Annotated in this window: 20 protein-coding genes and 1 pseudogene; 13 read left to right on the forward strand and 8 right to left on the reverse strand. The window is 56.1% G+C overall.

The features are described 5' to 3' along the window. The 3 genes and pseudogenes from AAAC48_RS15610 to AAAC48_RS15620 form a co-directional block, all read left to right on the forward strand. A pseudogene (locus tag AAAC48_RS15610) lies at window positions 1-692 on the forward strand (aconitate hydratase); the annotation flags it as partial. 185 nt (window positions 693-877) lie between these two features. Continuing rightward, window positions 878-1,651 carry a DUF1223 domain-containing protein gene (locus tag AAAC48_RS15615; RefSeq protein WP_340655053.1) on the forward strand — a complete coding sequence of 258 codons (774 nt, stop codon included), beginning with the start codon at window positions 878-880 and terminating at the stop codon, window positions 1,649-1,651. A gap of 390 nt (window positions 1,652-2,041) precedes the next feature. Then, complete coding sequence (locus AAAC48_RS15620; protein ID WP_340655054.1) at window positions 2,042-2,413, forward strand: DUF2794 domain-containing protein; 372 nt, start codon at window positions 2,042-2,044, stop codon at window positions 2,411-2,413. An 18-nt stretch (window positions 2,414-2,431) separates the two neighbouring features. Here AAAC48_RS15620 and AAAC48_RS15625 read toward each other — a convergent pair whose 3' ends face one another. From AAAC48_RS15625 to AAAC48_RS15640, 4 genes are all read right to left on the reverse strand, one after another. After that, complete coding sequence (locus tag AAAC48_RS15625; RefSeq protein WP_340655055.1) at window positions 2,432-2,980, reverse strand: N-acetyltransferase family protein; 549 nt, start codon at window positions 2,978-2,980, stop codon at window positions 2,432-2,434. A 162-nt stretch (window positions 2,981-3,142) separates the two neighbouring features. Further along, window positions 3,143-3,919, reverse strand: a complete 777-nt coding sequence (locus AAAC48_RS15630; RefSeq protein WP_340655056.1) for a Bax inhibitor-1/YccA family protein — start codon at window positions 3,917-3,919, stop codon at window positions 3,143-3,145. A 190-nt stretch (window positions 3,920-4,109) separates the two neighbouring features. After that, entirely contained in the window at window positions 4,110-6,677 is a 2,568-nt protein-coding gene (locus tag AAAC48_RS15635) for an ABC transporter permease (protein WP_340655057.1), read from the reverse strand. Further along, on the reverse strand, window positions 6,674-7,378 hold the full coding sequence (locus AAAC48_RS15640) for an ABC transporter ATP-binding protein (protein WP_340655058.1): 705 nt from the start codon (window positions 7,376-7,378) through the stop codon (window positions 6,674-6,676). The genes AAAC48_RS15635 and AAAC48_RS15640 overlap by 4 nt, the downstream gene beginning before the upstream one ends. Window positions 7,379-7,447: 69 nt before the next feature. Between AAAC48_RS15640 and AAAC48_RS15645 the strand changes: the two genes are divergently transcribed. Together AAAC48_RS15645 and thpR are read left to right on the forward strand one after the other, a co-directional pair. Further along, complete coding sequence (locus AAAC48_RS15645; RefSeq protein ID WP_340655059.1) at window positions 7,448-8,119, forward strand: arylesterase; 672 nt, start codon at window positions 7,448-7,450, stop codon at window positions 8,117-8,119. A 465-nt stretch (window positions 8,120-8,584) separates the two neighbouring features. Beyond that, the gene (thpR, locus tag AAAC48_RS15650; RefSeq protein WP_340655060.1) at window positions 8,585-9,181 is read left to right on the forward strand and encodes an RNA 2',3'-cyclic phosphodiesterase; all 597 of its coding nucleotides are present in this window, start codon (window positions 8,585-8,587) and stop codon (window positions 9,179-9,181) included. Here thpR and AAAC48_RS15655 read toward each other — a convergent pair. Then, on the reverse strand, window positions 9,133-9,603 hold the full coding sequence (locus tag AAAC48_RS15655) for a low molecular weight protein-tyrosine-phosphatase (RefSeq protein ID WP_340655061.1): 471 nt from the start codon (window positions 9,601-9,603) through the stop codon (window positions 9,133-9,135). The two genes, thpR and AAAC48_RS15655, sit on opposite strands and share 49 nt — an antisense overlap. Before the next feature lie 154 nt (window positions 9,604-9,757). On the opposite strand from AAAC48_RS15655, the gene AAAC48_RS15660 reads away from it, so the two are divergent. The 4 genes from AAAC48_RS15660 (at window position 9,758) to AAAC48_RS15675 (ending at window position 12,733) form a co-directional block, all read left to right on the forward strand. Continuing rightward, window positions 9,758-10,156: a YkvA family protein gene (locus tag AAAC48_RS15660; protein WP_340655062.1), complete on the forward strand. Its 399-nt coding sequence runs from the start codon at window positions 9,758-9,760 to the stop codon at window positions 10,154-10,156. Between the two features lie 279 nt (window positions 10,157-10,435). Then, on the forward strand, window positions 10,436-10,939 hold the full coding sequence (locus tag AAAC48_RS15665) for an invasion associated locus B family protein (protein ID WP_340655063.1): 504 nt from the start codon (window positions 10,436-10,438) through the stop codon (window positions 10,937-10,939). 124 nt (window positions 10,940-11,063) lie between these two features. Beyond that, entirely contained in the window at window positions 11,064-12,302 is a 1,239-nt protein-coding gene (gene rlmN, locus AAAC48_RS15670) for a 23S rRNA (adenine(2503)-C(2))-methyltransferase RlmN (protein WP_340655064.1), read from the forward strand. Continuing rightward, on the forward strand, window positions 12,299-12,733 hold the full coding sequence (locus AAAC48_RS15675; RefSeq protein ID WP_340655065.1) for a hypothetical protein: 435 nt from the start codon (window positions 12,299-12,301) through the stop codon (window positions 12,731-12,733). The genes rlmN and AAAC48_RS15675 overlap by 4 nt, the downstream gene beginning before the upstream one ends. 9 nt (window positions 12,734-12,742) lie before the next feature. Here the strand turns inward: AAAC48_RS15675 and AAAC48_RS15680 are convergent, their stop codons facing one another. Then, complete coding sequence (locus AAAC48_RS15680) at window positions 12,743-13,384, reverse strand: LysE family translocator (RefSeq protein ID WP_340655066.1); 642 nt, start codon at window positions 13,382-13,384, stop codon at window positions 12,743-12,745. Between the two features lie 471 nt (window positions 13,385-13,855). On the opposite strand from AAAC48_RS15680, the gene AAAC48_RS15685 reads away from it, so the two are divergent. The 4 genes from AAAC48_RS15685 to AAAC48_RS15700 all read left to right on the forward strand — a co-directional run bounded on the left by AAAC48_RS15685 (window position 13,856) and on the right by AAAC48_RS15700 (window position 19,728). Then, window positions 13,856-14,368, forward strand: coding sequence for a phosphatase PAP2 family protein (locus AAAC48_RS15685; protein ID WP_340655067.1), 513 nt, complete (start codon window positions 13,856-13,858; stop codon window positions 14,366-14,368). A gap of 162 nt (window positions 14,369-14,530) precedes the next feature. Further along, window positions 14,531-16,183, forward strand: coding sequence for a phospholipid carrier-dependent glycosyltransferase (locus AAAC48_RS15690; protein WP_340655068.1), 1,653 nt, complete (start codon window positions 14,531-14,533; stop codon window positions 16,181-16,183). A 119-nt stretch (window positions 16,184-16,302) separates the two neighbouring features. Beyond that, complete coding sequence (locus AAAC48_RS15695; RefSeq protein ID WP_340655069.1) at window positions 16,303-17,526, forward strand: argininosuccinate synthase; 1,224 nt, start codon at window positions 16,303-16,305, stop codon at window positions 17,524-17,526. Between the two features lie 150 nt (window positions 17,527-17,676). Continuing rightward, the gene (locus tag AAAC48_RS15700) at window positions 17,677-19,728 is read left to right on the forward strand and encodes a M3 family metallopeptidase (RefSeq protein ID WP_340655070.1); all 2,052 of its coding nucleotides are present in this window, start codon (window positions 17,677-17,679) and stop codon (window positions 19,726-19,728) included. 6 nt (window positions 19,729-19,734) lie between these two features. Here the strand turns inward: AAAC48_RS15700 and AAAC48_RS15705 are convergent, their stop codons facing one another. Both AAAC48_RS15705 and AAAC48_RS15710 read right to left on the reverse strand, forming a co-directional pair. Further along, complete coding sequence (locus AAAC48_RS15705) at window positions 19,735-20,556, reverse strand: alpha/beta hydrolase (protein WP_340655071.1); 822 nt, start codon at window positions 20,554-20,556, stop codon at window positions 19,735-19,737. Window positions 20,557-20,754: 198 nt separating this feature from the next. Continuing rightward, the gene (locus tag AAAC48_RS15710; RefSeq protein ID WP_340655072.1) at window positions 20,755-21,177 is read right to left on the reverse strand and encodes an organic hydroperoxide resistance protein; all 423 of its coding nucleotides are present in this window, start codon (window positions 21,175-21,177) and stop codon (window positions 20,755-20,757) included. Between the last annotated feature and the right edge of the window lie 113 nt (window positions 21,178-21,290).

Consider the following 21,290-nt stretch of genomic DNA (forward strand, 5'->3'; position numbering starts at 1 on the left):
TCCTCGGCCTGTTCGGCGACAAGATCACCACCGACCACATTTCCCCGGCGGGTTCGATCAAGGCTGCGTCGCCAGCCGGCAAATACCTCACGGACCACGGCGTTGCACCACTCGACTTCAACCAGTACGGCACACGCCGCGGCAACCATGAAGTTATGATGCGCGGCACATTCGCCAATATCCGCATACGCAACCACATGCTCGGCGAGAACGGCCGCGAGGGTGGCTACACGATCCATTATCCTTCCAAGGAAGAGATGCCGATCTATGATGCGGCCATGCAATACCGCGCCGAGAACGTGCCGCTGGTGATCTTTGCCGGTGTGGAATACGGCAACGGCTCGTCACGCGACTGGGCTGCCAAGGGTACCAATCTCCTTGGTGTTCGCGCTGTGATTGCCCAGTCCTTCGAGCGAATCCACCGTTCTAACCTGGTCGGCATGGGCATTGTGCCATTCGTTCTCGAAGAGGGAACGAGCTGGCAGTCACTGGGTCTGAAGGGCGACGAAATCGTCTCCATCGAAGGTCTGGCCACTATCCAGCCACGCCAGAAGACGTTCGCCACGGTGACCTATGCCGATGGCAGCGTGAAGCAGGTGCCGCTGATCTGCCGCATCGATACGATTGATGAGCTGGAATACCTGAAGAACGGCGGCATCTTGCAGTACGTTCTGCGCGACCTTGCCGCATAAGCGGCAAGCGCGTGAACAAATGAAGGCCGCCGGGCAACTGGCGGCCTTTTGCCTGGTTGGCGGACTAAAACGTGATCGAATTCACCTCAAAGTGACTTCCTCTTGAAAGGTCCGGCTCCTATCAATCATCTCGCAACCATTTTATCCGACAACAACCCTGTTCAAACTGGGAAGAAATAGAACTCGTGCCCTTGCCCGCCCTGTCCAGACGTATCTTGATCGGTGCTCCGCTTCTGGCGGCGGCTGCTTATGTGCTGCCAGTCTGTGCTGATGACATTGGCAAGAAGCCGGATGGCGTCGTTGAACTTTATACTTCACAAGGCTGTGGCTCGTGCCCGCCAGCGGATGCCGTGCTGAAAGAGCTCGTGACCGAGGGCAAGGTGGTCGCTCTGGCCTTCCACGTGGACTACTGGGACTACCGCGGCTGGACAGACAATCTCGCCTTGCCGGAAAACACCGACCGTCAGAACGCCTATCGCACCGCGCTGGGTTTGAACGGAGTCTATACGCCCCAAGTCATTCTTAACGGCCGCGAACATGTGAACGGCCAGGATGGTCAAAAGATTCGCCGCCGTATCGCAGAAATGCGCAACACCGCTACCGGCCTTACCATTCCCGTCTCGATCGAAAAAACCGCACCGGACCGCCTGCTCATCGACATCGGTTCTGGCCCCATCACACCGAATCCGGTCCGGGTTCTGCTTGCCTATTTCAACCGGGAGACCATCGTCGAGATTCCAGACGGCGAGAATGTCGGACGCAAGGTAAGTTACGCCAATAGCGTACGGGCTATGGATACGGTCGGCATGTGGGATGGCGCCGCGCAAAAAATTGAAATCCCGATGAGCGAGCTTGCCAGCAAGAAGGCGACGGGATGCGCTGTGTTGCTGCAGGAAATGCTTGGAGAAGGTAAACCTGGGCCAATCATCGGCGCATCTATCATGGCCGCAAAACCCTAGGTAATTCTGGTCCCAAAACAAAAACAGGCCGGATAAATCCGGCCTGAGATATTGGGGCATGTTGCCTTTCAGGGAGACTGATTGGTTCGGCCCAAACAACCCGTTGGGCGGGGGGCTTGGGGTATCGGACTGTCAAGACCGAACCGTCTCAGACAACATTTGACGATGTTGGGTGCGGAATCGGGCGGCAATGCGAACAGAAAATGGCGAGAATGTGTCAGGTAATCACCATTGGAAACAGGGCGTATTTCTTCGTGAGGGAATCCAGAAAGCGGTTCGTAAACAAGCGAAGGCGAAGCAGGAAAATCACTCCGGACTTGTAAAAAAATGCAGAACAGGTCACCCTAATGTCATCCAGGTGTCACACGACAGTTCAAAGGCGGATGATTGATGGACAGCAATGCAGGTGGCGACGAATCGCAACAGCAGGCAAAATTGATCCCCCTCGTTCGCAGCAGCGAACTCCCCGTCACCTTCAACCGGCGTGAGCTTGACCAAATTCTTCGAATATACGGCTTTATGGTATCTGCGGGCGAATGGCGCGATTATGCGATCGACCATTTGATGGATCGCGCGGTATTTTCGATTTTTCGAAGAACCAGTGAAGTCCCCATGTTCCGGGTGGAGAAGAATCCCAGACTGGCGCGCAAGCAAGGGGCATACAGCGTCATCGCTGCCAGCGGCCTCATTCTCAAACGCGGCCATCAACTGGACCGCGTTCTCAGGGTTTTCGACAAGAGCTTGAGCCTCGTTCGCGGCTAGCCGGGTTCGCCTAGAGCTCTAGCCCCTCAGCGGCGGCTCACCAGGCAGTGTTTCCGCACCACCATTCATATCGAGCTGCATCAGCACCGTATCGAGCCAACGGCCGTGCTTGAAACCTGAGCCCCTGATGGTTCCTGAATGCGTAAAGCCTGCGCTTGCGTGCAGGCGCACGGAGGCAGATGCATCATGACCATCCCCGATGACGGCGATGAACTGGCGAAATCCGAGAGCCGTGCAATCCTTGATCAATTGGTGCAGAAGCCTTTTGCCGAGACCCTTGCCCTTTGCTTCCGGCGCAATGTAAATCGAATCCTCTACCGACCACCAATAGGCAGGGCGGGTCCGAAAATAGCTTGCATAGGCATAGCCGACTACGGCGCCGTCCAGCTCGGCCACGATGTAAGGAAAACCGTCTGACGTGATCGCATGGAACCGCCGTGTCATCTCTTGCCGATCAGGTGGGTCGATTTCGTAGGTAGCAGTGCCATGGAGCACGGCGTCGCAATAGATTTCGGTAATCGTGATTAGATCGGCTGGGCGTGCCGAGCGGATATGAATCTGGGACATGGGGTTTCGCAGGCAAAAGACAATCTTGCGTGTTTCATGCACTTCTTTGCCGCGAATTTGAAGAGGCCACTTCAGAAAACGATTGTTTTTGGCCATTCAAATAGGTTGCCAAAGAAAAGGGCAGCGTTTCCGCTGCCCTTTTCGTCAATTCGGATAGACTGCTTAGTTCCGGTTGCCCAAAAACTGCAGCAGGAACATGAACATGTTGATGAAGTCGAGATAGAGCCTCAGTGCGCCCATGATCGCCTTGCGGCCATAAGTGTCCGAAGCATCGCCCTCATAATACATTTCCTTGATCTGCTGCGTGTCGAAGGCAGTCAGGCCAGCAAAGACCAATACGCCAATGACCGAGATCGCGAACTGCAAAGCGCTCGATGCAAGGAAAATATTGACCAGAGAGGCAAGGATGATGCCGATCAGGCCCATGAACAGGAACGAGCCCATTGCCGACAGGTCACGCTTCGTGGTGTAGCCGTAAAGCGACAGGGCGCCGAAAGATGCGGCCGTGACGAAGAATGTCTGTACGATACTTCCGGAAGTGAAGACCAGGAAGATAGACGAAAGCGACGCGCCAACGAGAGCTGCGTAAACCCAGAAAGTGGTCTGGGCCGCCGATACAGTCATGTTCTCGATGCGGAAGCTCAGGAAGAACACTGCAGCCAGCGGTGCTAGCATAACAAGCCACTTCAGCGGCGATGTGAAGAAGACAACGCCAAAACTGGTCAGCATCTTGCCGTTTGGCAACGTAGCTGCGGCCAGAGAAGGATCATTGGTGGTCGTTAGATAAACGAGCGCAAGTGCAGCAAGACCAGTCACTGCGAGACCGATCCCCATCAAATTATAGACTTTGAGCATGTAGCTGCGCAGACCCTGATCGATCCCCGCGTCCACACGCAATCCGGCCGAAGAACGGGCCTGGACGTTGCGATAGTCAGCCATGATTAACCTCATTTGCTTCGTCCCGTCGGGTGTCGGGATTATCCCAGGCGCCGCTGGCGGGACCCCAGCATGCCTTGGGACAAATTATGGGGATTCGCGAGGCTCATAACAAGACCTGATTTACTCAAGATTATGTGTAATGCGGCCAAATACGGACAAATTGGCTGAAAATTACACTCTTTTAATGATTTCAGAGGTTTCGCAGGATTGGTGCAGCTTTCTGACCGAGGATCCTCCAGGTACCGGCAAGGCCGAATCCGACGGTCAAAACCAGCGCGATGATTAACGTCATGACAGCGATCTCCGGCTGAAAATAAGGCGGCAAGGTCATCACCCGCACAATCACGTACCAGGCTGCAAGGCCACCGGCAAACAGCGCGAAGATGGCAGTTGCGAGGCCCAGCAGCATATACTCAAGCGTAAACGCCTTGATGAGCGTGCGGCGTGTCGCACCAAGGGTCTTCAGCACCACCGCATCGTGAACGCGTGCACGATTGCCTGCCGCAAGCGCGCCGCCCAAGACAAGGATCGACGCGATCAGCGCAACCGAGGCAGCAGCACGGATTGCAACCGCCAACTGGCCTACAAGTTCATTTGCGATGGTGATCGCGTCCTTGACACGGACGGTGGTCACAGCCGGGAACGCACGGGTAACGCTACGCATGACAGCGGCTTCCTCCTGCGGCGTTGACGAAGGATCGGTCAGGGTTGCCAGCCAGGCATGTGGCGCGCCCGCAAAGGTATTTGGCGAGAATACCATGACGAAATTGATAGCCAGCGATTCCCATTGCAACTGACGAAGATTGGCGATGCGTGCTGTGACATTGCGCCCGAGCACGTTGACTGTCACTGTGTCGCCAATCTTGAGCCCGAGATTCTTGGCCTCCTCTGCCGAGAACGACACAAGGGGTTCGCCGGAATAATCCGCCGGCCACCAGTCGCCGCTCGTCAGTGCCGAATTCTCCGGCACGTTCTTGGCGTATGTGATGCCCCGATCGCCGCGCAACACCCACGCCCCTTCGGGCGGAATAGTCAGTTTGGTGATATCAGTACCGTTGAAGGCAATGATGCGGCCGCGCAACATCGGCGCGCTAACAATCTTTCCGTTTGGGGCCGTTTTTTGCAGCAGTTCGCTGAACTGTTCCACTTGCTTGCTTTGGATATCGACAAAGAAGAAGTTCGGTGCGCGTTCCGGCAGATTGCCCGCGAGCTGCTGCCGCAGACTGCCATCAATGAGGCCAAGCGTAACCAGAAGCGTCAACCCGAGACCGAGCGACAGGACGACGGAGGGTGTGAGCGCTCCCGGGCGGTGGATATTGCCGATGGCGAGCCGCAATGCGGTCGAGCGAACTCTCGGAGACCGTCGCGCCAGCCATTGGACCAGAATTGAGACCACTCGCAAAACGAGAAATGAAAAAATTACCGCGCCGATGAAGATCGTGGCAATCCGCCGATCATAGGCAAAGAACACCGCAAGCAGGCAAAGAATGGCGATGAGGACAGCCGCAGCGGCGACGTAAAACGGCTTCGGCCAGCCGCGTTGTTCAAATCCCTGCTCACGGAAAAGCGCTGTTGCCGGAACATCGCGCGCGCGCCCCAACGGCAGAATTGCAAAGGCGAGCGTCGTCAGAAGGCCGAACAGGGCCGCCCACAACAATGCGCCAGGATAGAACCCGCCCTTACCGGCGATCGGCAGAACGCCTTGCAAGGCATAGCCCGCCACGTAGGGAATGATCGCCGCAATCACGAGGCCGATAAGGATTCCGACCAGCGCAATGATGACGATCTGAATGAGATAAACCGCAATGACAAACCAGCCCGGAGCACCGAGCGATTTGAACGTCGCGATAACACCGCGCTTGCCATCAAGATAGGCCCTGACGGCATTGGCGACACCCACGCCGCCGACGATGAGTGCCGTCAGCCCGACCAACGTGAGAAATTGGGAGAATCGTTCAATGTTTGCGCTGAGCGAAGGTGCCGCATTGGTCCGGCTGCGAATCGTCCAGCCGGCCTGCGGAAATTTCTGCTGAGCTTCCTCACGAATAGCTGCTATCGCCGCTTCACTGGTCCCGGCAGGCAGTGCAATCTTGTAGCTGTGGTCGACGAGACTGCCCGGCTGCACCAGCCCCGCCGCGCCAAGTCCATCCAGCGACACCATAAAACGGGGTGCAAAGCCGAAGCCGTCGGACAGCAGGTCCGGTTCGTTGGTGATGACAGCGCGCAATTCGAATGTCGCCGATCCCACCAGAACATGGTCGCCGAGCTTGAGATTGAGCCGATCAAGGAAAATTTGCGCGACGGCCGCCCCGAAAGCACCATCCTTTTCCGCAAAAAGAGCCCCGTGGCCAAATGCCGGCGCTGTTTCGAGCCTGCCAGAGAGCGGGTAAGCGTCGTCTACCGCTTTCACCTCCACCAGCGACTGGTCCGATCCATCGGCAAGCCTCGCCATCGACCGCATATTGGCGCTGACAGCAACGCGACCCTTGCTGTCAAGGAACGCTCGTTCGTCAGGATTGACCTCTCGCTGGTTCAGCTGAAAGCGGACATCGCCGCCAAGAATGCTCTGGCCCTGGCTGGAAATGCCAGCTGAAATGGAATTGGCGACCGAATTGACGCCACCAATCGCCGCTACGCCAAGAGCAATGCAGGCGAGAAAAATATAGAAGCCTGACAGCCCACTTCGCATTTCCCGCAAGGCGAAACGCAAAGCCAGCCTCGGTGACGGCGAAGGGCGGGTGGAGGTGGCCTCGCTCATGCGCTTCTCGCCAGGCCCAGTGCGTCTTCATCTGCTTCAATCAGGCCTGATCGAACGCGGATTTCGCGATCGCAGCGAGATGCGAGAGCGGTATCGTGGGTGACGAGCACCAGCGTCAGGCCAAGCTCTTTTTGTTTCTCAAACAAAAGGTCGGCAATCTGCTTGCCGGTGGCCGTATCGAGGTTGCCGGTCGGCTCGTCAGCTATGAGGATTTTTGGCGATGGCGCGAGCGCACGAGCAATCGCAACGCGCTGCTGCTCGCCGCCGGAAAGTTCTCCCGGATAGTGGGTGACACGATCCGCCAGTCCCACCGCTGCAAGCATACGTTCGGCAATGGCAAAGGCCTGGCGATCCCCCGAAAGTTCCAGCGGCACTGCGACATTTTCGAGCGCAGTCATATTCGGGATCAGGTGAAACGACTGAAACACGATGCCAATATTCTTGCCGCGGAACGTCGCGGCCTGATCTTCGTTCATGGTCTCAAGCCGCTCTCCAGCTATCTGGACCGAGCCCGAATCCACGCGCTCCAGACCAGCCAGCACCATCAGCAGGGTGGATTTGCCGGATCCGGATGGCCCGACGATACCCACCGATTGCCCGGAATTTATGTTGAGCGAAATGCCCTTGAGCACATGGACCGAGGACGCACCGCTACCCAGCGTCAACTCAATGTGATCAAGCGCGATGACAGATTTAGTCACGAAATGACTTCCTTTACGATATGTTCGGACCGACTCTGGTCGCAGCTTGTCTGATATGGGTACCCCAAAATGAGATTCAAACCATTGATACAAATTCTGGTTTCGCTTGGTCTTGTTGCCTTGCCATCCCTGGTATTGGCCAATCAAAATAGCGTGTCCGATCGCCCGCTATCGGTCGTCGGCTTCGGCGACAGCCTGATGTCCGGGTTCGAATTGCCGGTACAGGATTCCTTTACTGCCCAGCTTGAAAAGGCCCTGAAGGACAAGGGCGTCAATATCACGATCGCCAATGCCGGCGTTGCTGGCGAGACGACGACTGACGGTCTTTCGAGGCTCGACTGGTCGGTTCCGGATGGGACAGATCTGGTGATTCTTGAATTCGGTGCAAACGACGCACTGCGCGGAATTTCGCCGGAAATCAGTGAGAAGAATCTGGCGGATATCATTGAAAAGCTGAAACAGCGAAACATTCAGGTCATTCTGGCCGGTATGCTGGCACCGCCGAACATGGGCGGCGACTACGAAGAGAAGTTCAACGCCATTTTTCCAAGACTGGCCGAGAAATTTAATGTGCCGCTCTATCCATTCTTCATGGAGGGCGTTGCTACCGAAAGATCGTTACAGCTTCAGGATGGGATGCATCCGAATGCCAAAGGCGTTGCCAGGATGGTTGAAGGCTTCATGCCTGTCATGGAAAAAACCATCGCAGAATCAAATATTACGACCGACGCCGCACAGTAGGGTCCGGACCTATTAATCTGGTCGAAATGGTATGAGGCTTTTCGTTCGCATACGAGGAGCAAAGGCGATGGCAATGTTATCCATTGTCGAGCCTTTGCAACTAAGTAGCCTGGCGAAAAGACCATATCCTGCGGACGCCGAAAATGGCTGCAAGCACAAGTGTCGAACCGTTCGGCCGGGAGAAAGACCCCGCCCTTCACGCCCCTCAGAGCATGGTCCAATGAATGAAGCTGCACTGCATCTTCTTGCCGTTTCAGGCGCCATTTCGATCATATTGATAGGTCCAGACCCTAAGGCCAATCATCAGATTGTTGGCGCGTGATGTTCCTGGAAACAGCCTTCATTCAGGTTGGAAATAAAGCGTGGCTAATTTGTCGCGTCAGGAGTTAATCTGAAGTTATGCCTTGCTCCCGGACTCATTCAATGATTCTCTAGAGTTACAACTCGATTCGGGGAGGATGCCTTATGCCGCGTCTCTTTACTGCCCTCGAAATCCCGAGGGACGCCGCTCTCTCACTGTCGCTCTTGCGCGGTGGCCTGCCAGGTGCCCGATGGATTGATGTCGAAAATTATCACATCACGCTGCGTTTTATTGGCGACGTCGAAGGCCATGTTGCTGACGAGGTGGCCAACGCGCTTGACCGTATCCGGCGTCCGGAATTCACCCTGAAACTTTCTGGCGTCAACGCCTTCGGTTCAAGGAAGCCGCACAGCATCTTTGCCGGCGTGTCTCCTTCTCCGGATATTCAGGCCCTGCAGGCGGAGATCGAACGCATATGCCAGCGCCTGATGCTGCCGGCCGACCCGCGTAAATTCACACCGCATGTGACCCTGGCCCGACTGCGCAATGTTCGCAATGAAGAGGTAGCGCACTACCTTTCCTCGCGCGGCAACTTCGCGACGGCACCGTTCACGATTGGCCGATTTGTGCTGATGTCCTCGCGCGATTCGATCGGCGGCGGACCCTATATCGTTGAAGAAGCCTGGCCACTGGAGGCGCCTCGCTCCTCCTCTCAGAACCGTTTTGAAAGGCCTTTGGAAGCAGCCAGAATCATCCGGTAGACGCGCTCAAAATCAACATTTGTGCCGTAATACGGATCTGGAATCTGTTTGAGTTCACCTAGGGCGATCTCGTACAACAGTCCGGTCTGAGCGGTGGCGTTTGCGGGACGACGGGTTTCTATTGCTGCAACATTCGCCCGATCCATACCAACGATCAGGTCGAAGCGAGTAAAGTCCTCCAAGGTCAACTGCCGGCAGCACTGATTAGAAATATCGATTCCATATCTGCCTGCCACCGCGATCGACCGCTCATCCGGCGCTTCGCCCGTATGATAGCCATTGGTGCCAGCTGAATCGATGCGTATGCCATCGCCCTTCCCTTCCGCGGCAAGCACCGATCTGAACACGCCTTCAGCCAATGGCGAGCGGCAGATATTGCCGAGGCAAACAAAGAGAACGGAGCGAAACGGTGAGTTGTTCATGCGAAGTGCAGCTCTGAATTGGGGGGCGTGTAGCGATTACGACATGACACACAATAGCTGATCGCAATCGATTTTCACGGCAATTTGATCGAAACTATTGTACCCCGTTAAATGTCTTCCCATGTTGTCATCGAACAGTGCCGAAGGAAAAGGAATGGACGACGCAAAGATTGGTGAAATTCTGGAGCCCGGAAGCGACGATGAGCAGCGCTCTCGCGAGGAGCGTATTCGCGCGCGGTTCTGGAAGACGGTGCGCAAGGCTGCCAAGGCCGTGCCGTTCCTGGACGAGGTGATTGCCGGTTACTTTTGTGCCCTTGATCCAGCCACTCCAACCAAGGTACGCGGCATCCTTCTCGCTTCGCTCGCCTATTTTGTTATGCCGCTCGATTTCATTCCCGACTTTGTCTTTGGTCTTGGTTTCACCGATGACGTCGCCGTACTGATGGCGGCGTTGACGGCTATCCGCAATCACATCACACCGGCACATCGCGCTGCGGCAAAGAAGGCGCTCGATGATTTCGATCGCGATCCTTCACCGGAAGGCAGCAGGTAACGAATTGCCGAAGTGAAACCAGCAACATCACAAGCTTGTGATAGTGCGAAACGTCAAAGTCTCGCCGCTTTTGTTTGGCTGGAGTTTGCACGTGGGACTTTGACAAGGATGTGACCTTCTTGGCTCTAAAAATCGCTTTTTTGACCCTGTCTTCACCGTTTGGTAACCCAGATTAAGTCAAATTAAGAGAAGCGAACTGGACAATGCGGCATCCGGATTTCCTCCGGGCCATTGCCGGTTCACGAGTTATGAAGCGAACGACAGAAACTGGTAGGTAAAATGTTTGGAAAATCACTTGTAGCGACGACTGTGCTCATGCTTGGGCTGACAGGAACAGCTCTTGCCCAAACCCCAAGTCAGATCAGCCAGTTCAATGCTTGGGGTGCTTACAGCTATCAGCAGGGCAAGGGCAAAGTATGCTACGTTCTCTCGGTTCCGATCGACAAGCAGCCTGCCAAGATCGACCATGGCGACAATTTCTTCATGGTAAGCCAGAAACCTGGTCAGAATGTCAGCTACGAACCACAGTTCAAGGCTGGTTATGATCTGCAGGAAAATTCCAAAGTCACAGTGACGATCGACGATCGTAGCTTCTCCATGTTCACCAATGGCAGCCATGGCTGGATGGAAAATGCCGCTGAAGAGCCCCAGCTCGTCGCCGCTCTCCGCTCCGGCCACAAAATGTCTATCAATGCTGTTTCCAAACGCGGCACCAAGACAAGCTATGCCTACTCGCTGAAAGGCGTATCCGCCGCGTTGAAGGCTATTGCCACCTGCAAATAATCGCATCGCAGTATATTCTGGTAGAGGCCGGGCCCATGCTGCCCGGCCTTTTTCTATGCACAGGTGACGCGCGGGCTCGAACGTGATATGAGCCCCGCTTCCGATGAGAACGTTAGAAAACCCCATGTCCGTAACGCTTGACCTGACACATCCCGTCGCCCGGGACAAATCCCGTGACGCACTTTTCATTTCGACGGCAGAAATGCCGTCGCTGATCGGCCTGTCGCGCGCCGAAATCGGAGAGGCCTTGATCGCCATTGGCGTTCCGGAACGGCAGGTAAAGATGCGGGTCGCGCAGCTTTGGCACTGGCTCTATGTGCGTGGTGTATCCGATTTCGCCGACATGTTGAACATTTCCCGTGACATGCGCGAATTGCTTGCCCGCCATTTTACCATTGCTCGTCCGGAGATCGTCGAAGAACAGATTTCCAACGACGGCACACGCAAATGGCTGTTTCGTTTCCCGGCGCGCGGTGCCGGGCGCCCGGTCGAGATCGAGACTGTCTACATCCCCGAGGAGGGCCGAGGCACACTGTGCATCTCCAGCCAGGTCGGTTGCACCCTCACCTGCTCCTTCTGTCATACCGGCACCCAGAAACTCGTCCGCAACCTGACGGCGGAGGAAATCCTGTCGCAGCTGCTGATTGCCCGTGATCGTCTTGGTGATTTTCCCGACCGCAACACACCCGATGGCGCCATCGTACCGGCTGAAGGCCGTAAGGTTTCCAACATTGTGATGATGGGCATGGGCGAACCTCTCTATAATTTCGAGAACGTCAAAAAGGCGTTGCTGATCGCCTCCGACGGAGACGGGCTCTCGCTTTCCAAGCGACGCATCACGCTTTCCACGTCAGGGGTTGTGCCGGAGATCTACCGCACGGGTCAAGAGATCGGCGTCATGCTGGCGATCTCGCTGCATGCGGTGAACGACGATCTGCGCGACATGCTAGTGCCGATCAACAAGAAGTATCCGCTGAAGGAGCTGCTTGATGCCTGCCGCGCCTATCCGAGCCTGTCCAATTCAAAGCGCATCACGTTTGAGTATGTAATGCTCAAGGGCGTCAACGACTCGCTCGACGACGCCAAGGAATTGGTGCGTTTGCTCAAGGGCATTCCTGCCAAGATCAATCTGATCCCATTCAACCCGTGGCCTGGAGTGAATTACCAGTGCTCCGATTGGGAGCAGATCGAGAAATTTGCCGACTACGTGAACAATGCCGGCTATGCCTCACCCATCCGCACGCCACGCGGGCGCGATATCCTCGCAGCCTGCGGCCAGTTGAAATCTGAATCCGAGCGCATGAAGAAGACGGAGCGTCTGGCATTCGAGGCCGCCATGATAGCCGGGCACGGCGACGATTGAACCAGCTCCTGCACTATCTGTTCCGCTTTGCCCTGATCATTTTCGGTTTCATCGGTGCGATCGTCGTTGCGTCGATATTCCTGAACGCGCTGTTGCTCGGCGGCTCTGAGTGGAACGGTTCCGAAGGGCCTTTTCTCTATACGACCGTCCCGGTATTTGCCGTGGTCATCGGCTATAGCGTCTTTTTTCCTGCAGCGATACTGATCCTCTATGCCGAGCTGACCGGCTGGCGTGACTGGCTGTTCTATGCCCTTGGTGGCGCCGGCTCGGCCATATTCGTCATTGTCTGGAAATGGCGGCCGCAAACGGAAGACATAAGCACCTTCGCGGCAATCCTTGCCACCGGTGTTGTCGGCGGCTTCGTCTATTGGCTGATTTCAGGACGCAGCGCCGGCTTGATTGCGCAGCGCCCCGAAGACCGGCGGGGTTAGGACCAAGAGTTACTTGGCCTGGGCCATCAAAATTTTTGCGGCGAAGGCGGAAAAGACGCCAGCGAACAACCAGTCGGTAATCCGGGTCACTGTTGGATTTTTCTTGAGCAGCTTGGAGAATGTGTCCGCTGCGATAATCATCGGCGCGACGATAGGCAGCGCCAACGGAATGAACAACACGCCCAAAAAGAACAACTTTCCTGGAGCGTGAGGATCACTTGCCGACACGAACTGCGGCAGGAATGTCATGAAGAACAGGATGATCTTAGGGTTGAGAAGATTGATCCCGAATCCGGTCAGCCAGCTCTGAAGCAATGTATGCGACTGCCCCACTTTCTTTTCCGGCGAGAATGCGGAGCCGTTGCGGATCGCCTGATAGGCAAGCCAGACGAGATAGCCCGCCCCCACGATCTTCAGCGCGAAGAACGCACTCGGCGAAGCCACGATCAGCGCCGACAGACCGATCGCGACCATTGTTGTGTGCACGACAATGCCACTGCTGGCACCGGCCAAGCAGGCAAAACCGGCAGCCTTTCCTTCCGACAGGGCCCTGCCGACAAAGAGCGTCATGTCTGGCCCGGGGGTAATGGATAATACGAAGGTCGCTATGGCAAATTGCAGAATAATCGGCCAATCAGGAATGAAGTTCATGGTAGGCTCCGTCTGAAACTGGCGGAACCTAACGCGAAAGACTGAATTTCGCCACTTGATTCCGCGGCAAGATAGCTGCGGGGCAAAAAACATCTTCTCCTACAATACGCCACGGAAATTTCCTGTTCACGCCGTAATCACCCTGCAACATCCAGACCTCACAACAGGCTGGATTGTCAGCCTTTCAGAGAGCGCATGGTTTACTATCGAACAACTTCACAACCATGCGGCACGGCGACCTACGGGTTCGGGACGTGGAGTCAACCCGCTTGCGTGGTGGGTCTGGCCATTTTGTGGGTATCCTTGGCCATCCTGTTCAATCGCGCTCCAGAAATAGACGAGGCGGTTTCTTCCTATTTTTTCACCCCCACCGAATGCGCAAACGCTCTCACTACCCGAATATGCGGTGACTTTCCGGCTAGTTCCGTTCCGTTTCTCAAAACGCTCAGGCGCGTTTTCTATGCTTTGCCGATGGTAGGGGCCAGCGTCGTCGTGACGATTGCCTTGCGCGATCTCGCTTCAGGCCTTCGCTGGAGTCATGAGCGCATCCGTATCTCGACCATCGCGCTCATAACGCTTGCCGTTGGTCCGGGATTGTTGGTCAATGGCTACATGAAGGAATTCATTGGCAGGCCCCGTCCGGCCGACACATTTTTGTTCGGCGGCGATCATCCCTTCATTGCCGTAGCTGAGTGGTCGCAGGCCTGTCAGCACAATTGCTCATTCGTTTCAGGCGAAGCGTCCGGCATCGCCTGGATTGTCTGCCTCCTGCCATTTTGGCCGCACCGGGAAAGGCTGAGATTGTTCTCGGCAATGATCGTAATCATCGGCCTGACTGACATGTTGCGCGTCGCCTTCGGCAGGCACTATTTGTCCGATGTCGTTCTCGGATCCCTGTCCACACTGGTGGTTTTTTCCGCCATTGCTTGTTTGTGCGAGACTTTGACCAACCGGTTTGGCGTGGCTCCGGAAAAACGGGCGTGATTATGAACGCGAAGTCCGCCTCGCCGCAGGCGCATCTTTGCGTTGGCTAGAGCTTTCGAAACCGGTATGAAGCCGCAACAATAATGACAAGACCGTAGAAGCATGATGTCTCAAGATGAAATTGCCCCTAGAGCCTCCGATCATTCGGGTTCGGCTGACAATGTGATATCAAGAACAAAACTTGCCGTGTTTCTTGCCTTGGCGCTGATCATCGGGCTATTGCCGCTCGGTTCCAGTCTTGTCCTGCACTTTCCGGATGAGCGTTATTACTCAAACGGTGCTGTGATCATGATCCAGAGTGGTGATTATCTCACGCCACACACCGCGGAAGGCGATGTACGGCTGAAGAAGCCGCCTTTCACCTACTGGATGAGTCTTGCCGGTATGGAAGTTTTCGGTGTCTCGGTGATCGGTGCGCGGTTTTTCTGGTTGATTGGCGCCGCGGCAATTCTTCTGGCGACATTTCAATTCACCCGAATTCTCACCCGCAACGATCAGACCGCATTGCTTGCGGCTGCGATGCTTGCCAGCAACTTTGTCTTTCTGCGCGCGAGCATCAACGCCATTCCGGATCTGCCGCTGACATTGTTCATGCTTCTGGGCTTTATCGGATTCACCGGCTTGCTCTTTCGTGAGGACCGACAAACGCTTTACGGCCTGCTTGCCTATGGTGGCACAGGACTGGCAGTGCTCACCAAGGGCCTGTTGCCGCTCGCCATGGTCGGCTACGTCCTGGCTTTTAGCCTGGGTATCCCTTCAATGCGTCCGCGAGCACGTCGCTTGTGGATTCCAACGACAATTCTGCCATCGATCGTTTTGTTCGGCGCATGGTTTGCCTATCAATCGTTCGAAGCATCGAGCGAACTTGCGTCGGACTTTGTCGGGGACCAGCTCTCCGAAAAGGTCGCCATAGGCCTCGGCACGTTCTTGAACGGCATCGCCAATAACCTCGCCGGGCTCTTTCTGCCTGTATTGTTATGGCTTGTCATGCTTTTCGTCGGCAACAGGACGAGCGGCAAACGGCCCAGTTGGCAGCCGCTTGGTGAGGCCGCACTTTTCATTGCAGGCTGGATCGCAAGCGTTGCCATCATATTTGCCCTTTCCCGATATGCGTCCCACCGTTACGTCATGCCGGTCATACCGCTGGTCTGCGTGCTCCTTGGCTGCCTGCTGCAGAGCGTCATGGATCAAAAGTCGGATAATGTGCTCCGCGTCATCTTACGCCTTTCCATGATCCTCACAGCCGGTGGACTTGCAGTAGTCTTGCTGATCGGCTTGCTGCTCCTGCCACCGGTCATCATTGCCGGGCTGTCGGCTACAGCGTTCTTGGGGTTGGTTGTCCTCTGGTTCGTAAGCCGCAATGCCAGCACAGATGCACTAGCTTTATGCTTTGCGCTGTTGCTCCTTGGGGCGGGCTTCATTAGCACTCCCGTTCTGAGCGGATTGCTGCTACCGGATATCGGCGAAGTTATCGCCGCCAAGGCAAAGCCACTGCACTTGCCTGAGAACCAGGTGCTATTCATCGGCTCGCATCTCGATGCCGCAAAGGTCCGGCTGCACACCGACCGCGACACGCCGTTCAGGCAGATGCGCCGGTTCCCCGAAGCGGGAATAGATCCCGAGATCAAACTGGTTATGACCAATGAACAATCCGTAGCGGATACCCTTAGGGGGCAAGGCTTTTCTGTCGAAGAAGTAGTCGCCGGCTGGCGTCGCGTGCAATGGCAACCCTTCGTCGCTGCGCTGAAATCTGGCCAGTTGATCGAGGCGCGGGAGCAAAATGGCCAGCACGGCTGGATCGCCATTCGTAAATAGGCACGCATGCTCCGGTCTCAGGCCAAAGCTGAACTTGCCAACATTGCACCACCTGTTAAAAGACCGGCAACGGAACAACTATCGGCACCGCCACGGCGGTCGAGATCCAGGGAAACACAATGAACAAGTGGAAAGACGTCAAGAAAGTCGTACTGGCCTATTCGGGTGGTCTCGACACATCCATCATCCTCAAATGGCTGCAGACGGAACTCGGCGCTGAAGTCGTCACCTTCACCGCCGACCTCGGTCAAGGCGAAGAACTTGAGCCCGCGCGCAAGAAAGCCGAGATGCTCGGCATCAAGGAAATCTACATCGAGGATGTGCGCGAGGAATTCGTCAGGGACTTCGTGTTCCCGATGTTCCGCGCCAATGCGGTCTATGAGGGCGTTTATCTGCTTGGCACCTCCATTGCACGCCCGCTGATCTCCAAGCATCTTGTTGAGATCGCTGCTCGCACCGGTGCTGATGCCATCGCCCATGGAGCGACCGGCAAGGGCAACGATCAGGTCCGCTTCGAACTTTCAGCCTACGCACTCAACCCCGACATCAAGGTGATCGCGCCGTGGCGCGACTGGACCTTCAAGTCGCGCACCGATCTCCTGGAATTTGCCCGCGAGCATCAGATTCCGATCGCCAAGGACAAGCTCGGCGAAGCACCGTTCTCGGTCGACGCGAACCTTCTGCACTCTTCCTCGGAAGGCAAGGTGCTTGAAGACCCGTGGCAGGAGGCGCCGGAATATGTGCACCAGCGCACCATTTCGCCGATGGAAGCTCCAGACAAGGTGACGGAAATCGAGATCGCCTTTGAAAAGGGCGATGCGGTCGCCATCGACGGCAAGCCGCTTTCACCAGCGACGTTGTTGAAGACGCTCAACGATCTTGGCCGCGACAATGGCATTGGCCGTCTTGATCTGGTCGAGAACCGTTTTGTCGGCATGAAATCCCGTGGTGTCTATGAGACACCCGGCGGCACCATTCTCTTGGCTGCTCACCGCGCCATGGAGTCGATCACATTAGACCGCGGCGCAGCCCATCTGAAGGACGAGTTCATGCCCCGCTACGCAGAGCTGATCTACAACGGCTTCTGGTTCTCGCCGGAGCGCGAAATGCTGCAGGCCATGATCGACAAAAGCCAGGAAGACGTCGAAGGGTCGGTTCGCCTGAAGCTCTACAAGGGCAATGTCATGATTTCAGGCCGCAAGTCGAAGAAATCCCTCTATTCCGACGCGCTGGTGACGTTCGAAGACGACCGGGGCGCCTATGACCAAAAGGACGCGGCCGGATTTATTCGCCTCAATGCGTTGCGGCTGCGCACGCTGGCTGCCCGCAAGCGCAACAGCTGATATTTCTGAGCGAATATCGAAGCGGGGCCCGGCCCCGCTTTTTTGTTTAGCTGATAGGGCCACACTTTATCGCCTGTTCGGCTTGTGGCCATCACAACTCCGTCCTAGATGTTAGAACCATACAGTTTTTGCCCCCAATGGAGTCCCCCCATGTCTTCACAGAAAACGGCCACAAATCCCGCACTGACTGACTGGACTGGGCCTCTCGGGCTGCCAGATTTTACAGCGTTCGACGATGATGATTTCGCTGCCGCCTTTGATGCTGCCCTCGCGAGCGACCTCGCTGACATTGACGCGATTGTCACCCATCACGAGGCGCCGACGATCGACAATACGTTGAAAGCGCTGCAGCTTTCGGGCAAAGATCTTGATCGTATCTCGGCAATTTTCTGGCTGCGGGCCGGTGCGCACACCAATGACACGATCCAGGCGCTGGAGCGGGTCATTGCGCCCAAAATGTCGCGGCATTCTTCCTCAATCATGATGAATCCGCTGCTTTTTGCCCGCATCGACTCACTTTACGAGCAGCGCGATTTGCTTGGTCTCGATCCTGAAACCGAACGCGTGCTGGAAAAGACCTGGAAAGGCTTTGTACGCAGCGGTGCACGGCTCAATGAACAAGGCAAGGCGCGGCTCGCCGACATCAACGAGAGACTGGCGAGCCTTGGCGCTCAATTCGGACAGAATGTCCTGAAGGATGAAGCAGACTGGGCTCTCTTCATTACCGACGAAGCCGACTTGGCCGGCCTCCCGGATTTCGTGCGCGATGCCATGCGCGGTGCGGCCGAAGAGCGCGACCATCCCGATGCATGGGCGGTAACGCTTTCGCGCTCGATCATTGAACCCTTCCTTTCGTTCTCCGAGAACCGCACCCTGCGCGAGAAGGCATTCCGTGCCTGGGCTGCGCGCGGCGAGAACGGCGGTGAAACCGACAATACCGGTATTGTCGCCGAGATGGTGAAACTGCGCGCCGAAAAAGCGGACTTGCTCGGCTATCAGAGTTTTGCGGCCTATAAGCTCGACGATACAATGGCCAAGACGCCAAAGGCAGTCATGGACCTGCTGGAGCCTGTCTGGGAAAAAGCGCGGGCGCGCGCCGCCGAAGAAGAAAGCGACCTGCTGCGGTTGATCGTTGGCGAAGGCCGTAACCACAAGGTCGAACCTTGGGACTGGCGCTACTATGCCGAGAAGCTGCGTAATGAACGTTTTGCCTTCGACGACACCGAGCTCAAGCCTTATCTGCAGCTGGAGAAGATCATCGAGGCCTGCTTTGATGTTGCCACACGCCTGTTTGGTATCCGTTTCGAGGAGAAAACGGGCATCCCGACGTGGCATCCGGATGTGCGTGTCTGGGAAGTCCTCAATCCCGATGGCAGCAAGCGTGGGCTTTTCCTTGGCGACTACTTCAATCGCCAGTCCAAGCGCTCCGGTGCCTGGATGAGCGCGCTGCAATCGCAGCATAAGCTCGACGGCGAACATAAGCCGATCATCTACAACGTGATGAATTTCGCCAAACCACCCAAGGGCGAACCGGCTCTGCTTTCGCTCGATGGCGCGCGGACACTCTTTCACGAATTCGGGCACGCGTTGCACGGGCTCCTGTCGGATGTCACCTGGCCTGCGGTTTCCGGTACATCGGTTTCGCGTGATTTTGTCGAGCTGCCGTCGCAGCTCTACGAGCATTGGCTGACTGTACCGGCCATCCTCGAAAAATATGCCATCCACTACCGCACCGGCGAGGCCATGCCAAAAGCTTTGCTCGACAAAGTGCTGGCGGCGAACACATTCAACGCCGGGTTCAATACCGTGGAGTTCACTTCTTCCGCTCTCGTCGACATGGCATTCCATGCTGATGGCACGCCGCCAACGGATCCGATCAAGTTCGAGGCAGATACGCTTAGACATTTGGAGATGCCGGACGCAATCATCATGCGCCACCGCACGCCGCACTTCACTCACGTATTCTCCGGCGACGGCTATTCCGCGGGCTATTATTCTTACATGTGGTCCGAGGTTCTCGATGCGGACGCATTCAAGGCATTTGAAGAGACTGGCGATGTCTTCGACACCGAGCTTGCGGCTAAACTGAAGCAACATATCTACTCGGCGGGAGGGAGCCGCGATCCGGAAGAGCTCTATAAGGCCTTCCGTGGTAAGATGCCCACGCCCGATGCGATGATCGAAAAGCGTGGGCTTGCTTGAGCTAGATCAAGCCTTGGCGAAGGCAAGCAGATCCTCGTTAAGCTGGTGCTTGTGGGTGGTGGCAAGGCCGTGTGGCGCGCCCGGATAGACTTTCAGTATGGCATTCTTGACGAGTTTCACCGCCTTGCGTGCTGCATCGTCGATTGGCACGATCTGGTCGTCATCACCGTGGATGAACAATGTCGGCACGTCGATTCTCTTCAGATCCTCGGTGAAATCGGTCTCCGAGAACGCCTTGATGCAGAAATACGAGGCCGGCATACCTGCCATCATTCCCTGCAGCCAAAAAGCTTCCCTGACACCTTCAGAGGTCTTCGCCTCGGCTCGATTATAGCTGTAAAACGGCAGCGACAGATCCTTGAAGAATTGCGAGCGGTCGGCGATGACACCATCGCGGATGCCATTGAAAACGTCGATCGGCAGGCCTTCTGGATTGGCATCCGTCTTCAGCATCAGTGGTGGCACAGCGCCCACCAGCACGGCCTTGGCGACGCGCTTTGTACCGTGACAGCCGATATACCGGGCAACTTCGCCACCGCCGGTCGAATGACCGACCATGATCGCGTCTTTCAGGTCAAGCTTTTCAAACAGTTCGGCCAGATCATCGGCATATTGGTCCATGTGGTTGCCATCCCAGGGCTGGCTCGACCGCCCGTGACCGCGGCGGTCGTGGGCAATCGCCCGGTACCCGTTCGAAGCCAGAAAGAACATCTGGTCCTCCCAGGCATCGCCTGTGAGCGGCCAGCCATGGCTGAAGACGACCGGCTGTCCCTTGCCCCAATCCTTGTAATAGATCTCGGTTCCGTCCTTGGTCGTGATCGTGCTCATCGCCTTGTGTCCTTTCACTGGTTGGCTGGATTTTGGCTCTCTAGAGGTGGTTACTGCGGTGGCAACTCCCGCCGGAATACTGACGGCTGCTACAAGGCCTGCTCCGGCAGTCAGAAAAGCTCGGCGGGATGCCCGATGGGTTGGGGTATCGCTCATTCATAGCTCCCATTCATAACCCTAGTGCAACAACCTAGGGTGTCAATTAATCGAAATGCGTACGTCGAGATTGCTGCGAGTTGCCTCTGAATAGGGGCAGACGATGTGCGCACCATCGACAATCTGGCGGGCCTGTTCTGCTTCGATACCAGGCAGCGTGACGGCCAGGGCGACAGCAAGGCCGAAGCCCTTTCCATCGTCACGCGGACCAATTCCGACGGTGGCTGTAACGGACGTTTCTTCGGACAGTTTGACCTTCTTCTGCGAGGCTACATATTTGATCGCACCCAGAAAGCAGGCGGAATAGCCAGCCGCGAAAAGCTGCTCCGGATTGGTACCCTCAGCGCCGTTACCACCAAGCTCCTTTGGGGTTGAGAGCGTCACGGCCAAACGGCCGTCTTCGCTTGCTGCGCGGCCATCACGGCCACCGGATGCTGTCGCCTTTGTCGTGTAAAGAATGCTCATGGGGTCGTCCTTTCGTGTGAAATGTTTGACGTACATTATATTGCACACAACTGAATTGTGTGCAATATGTATCTTTATATAAATGATGAGAAATTAAATGATGCACAATCCAA

Origin of the sequence: Phyllobacterium sp., from assembly GCF_037994405.1 — a bacterium.
Lineage (GTDB): Bacteria > Pseudomonadota > Alphaproteobacteria > Rhizobiales > Rhizobiaceae > Phyllobacterium.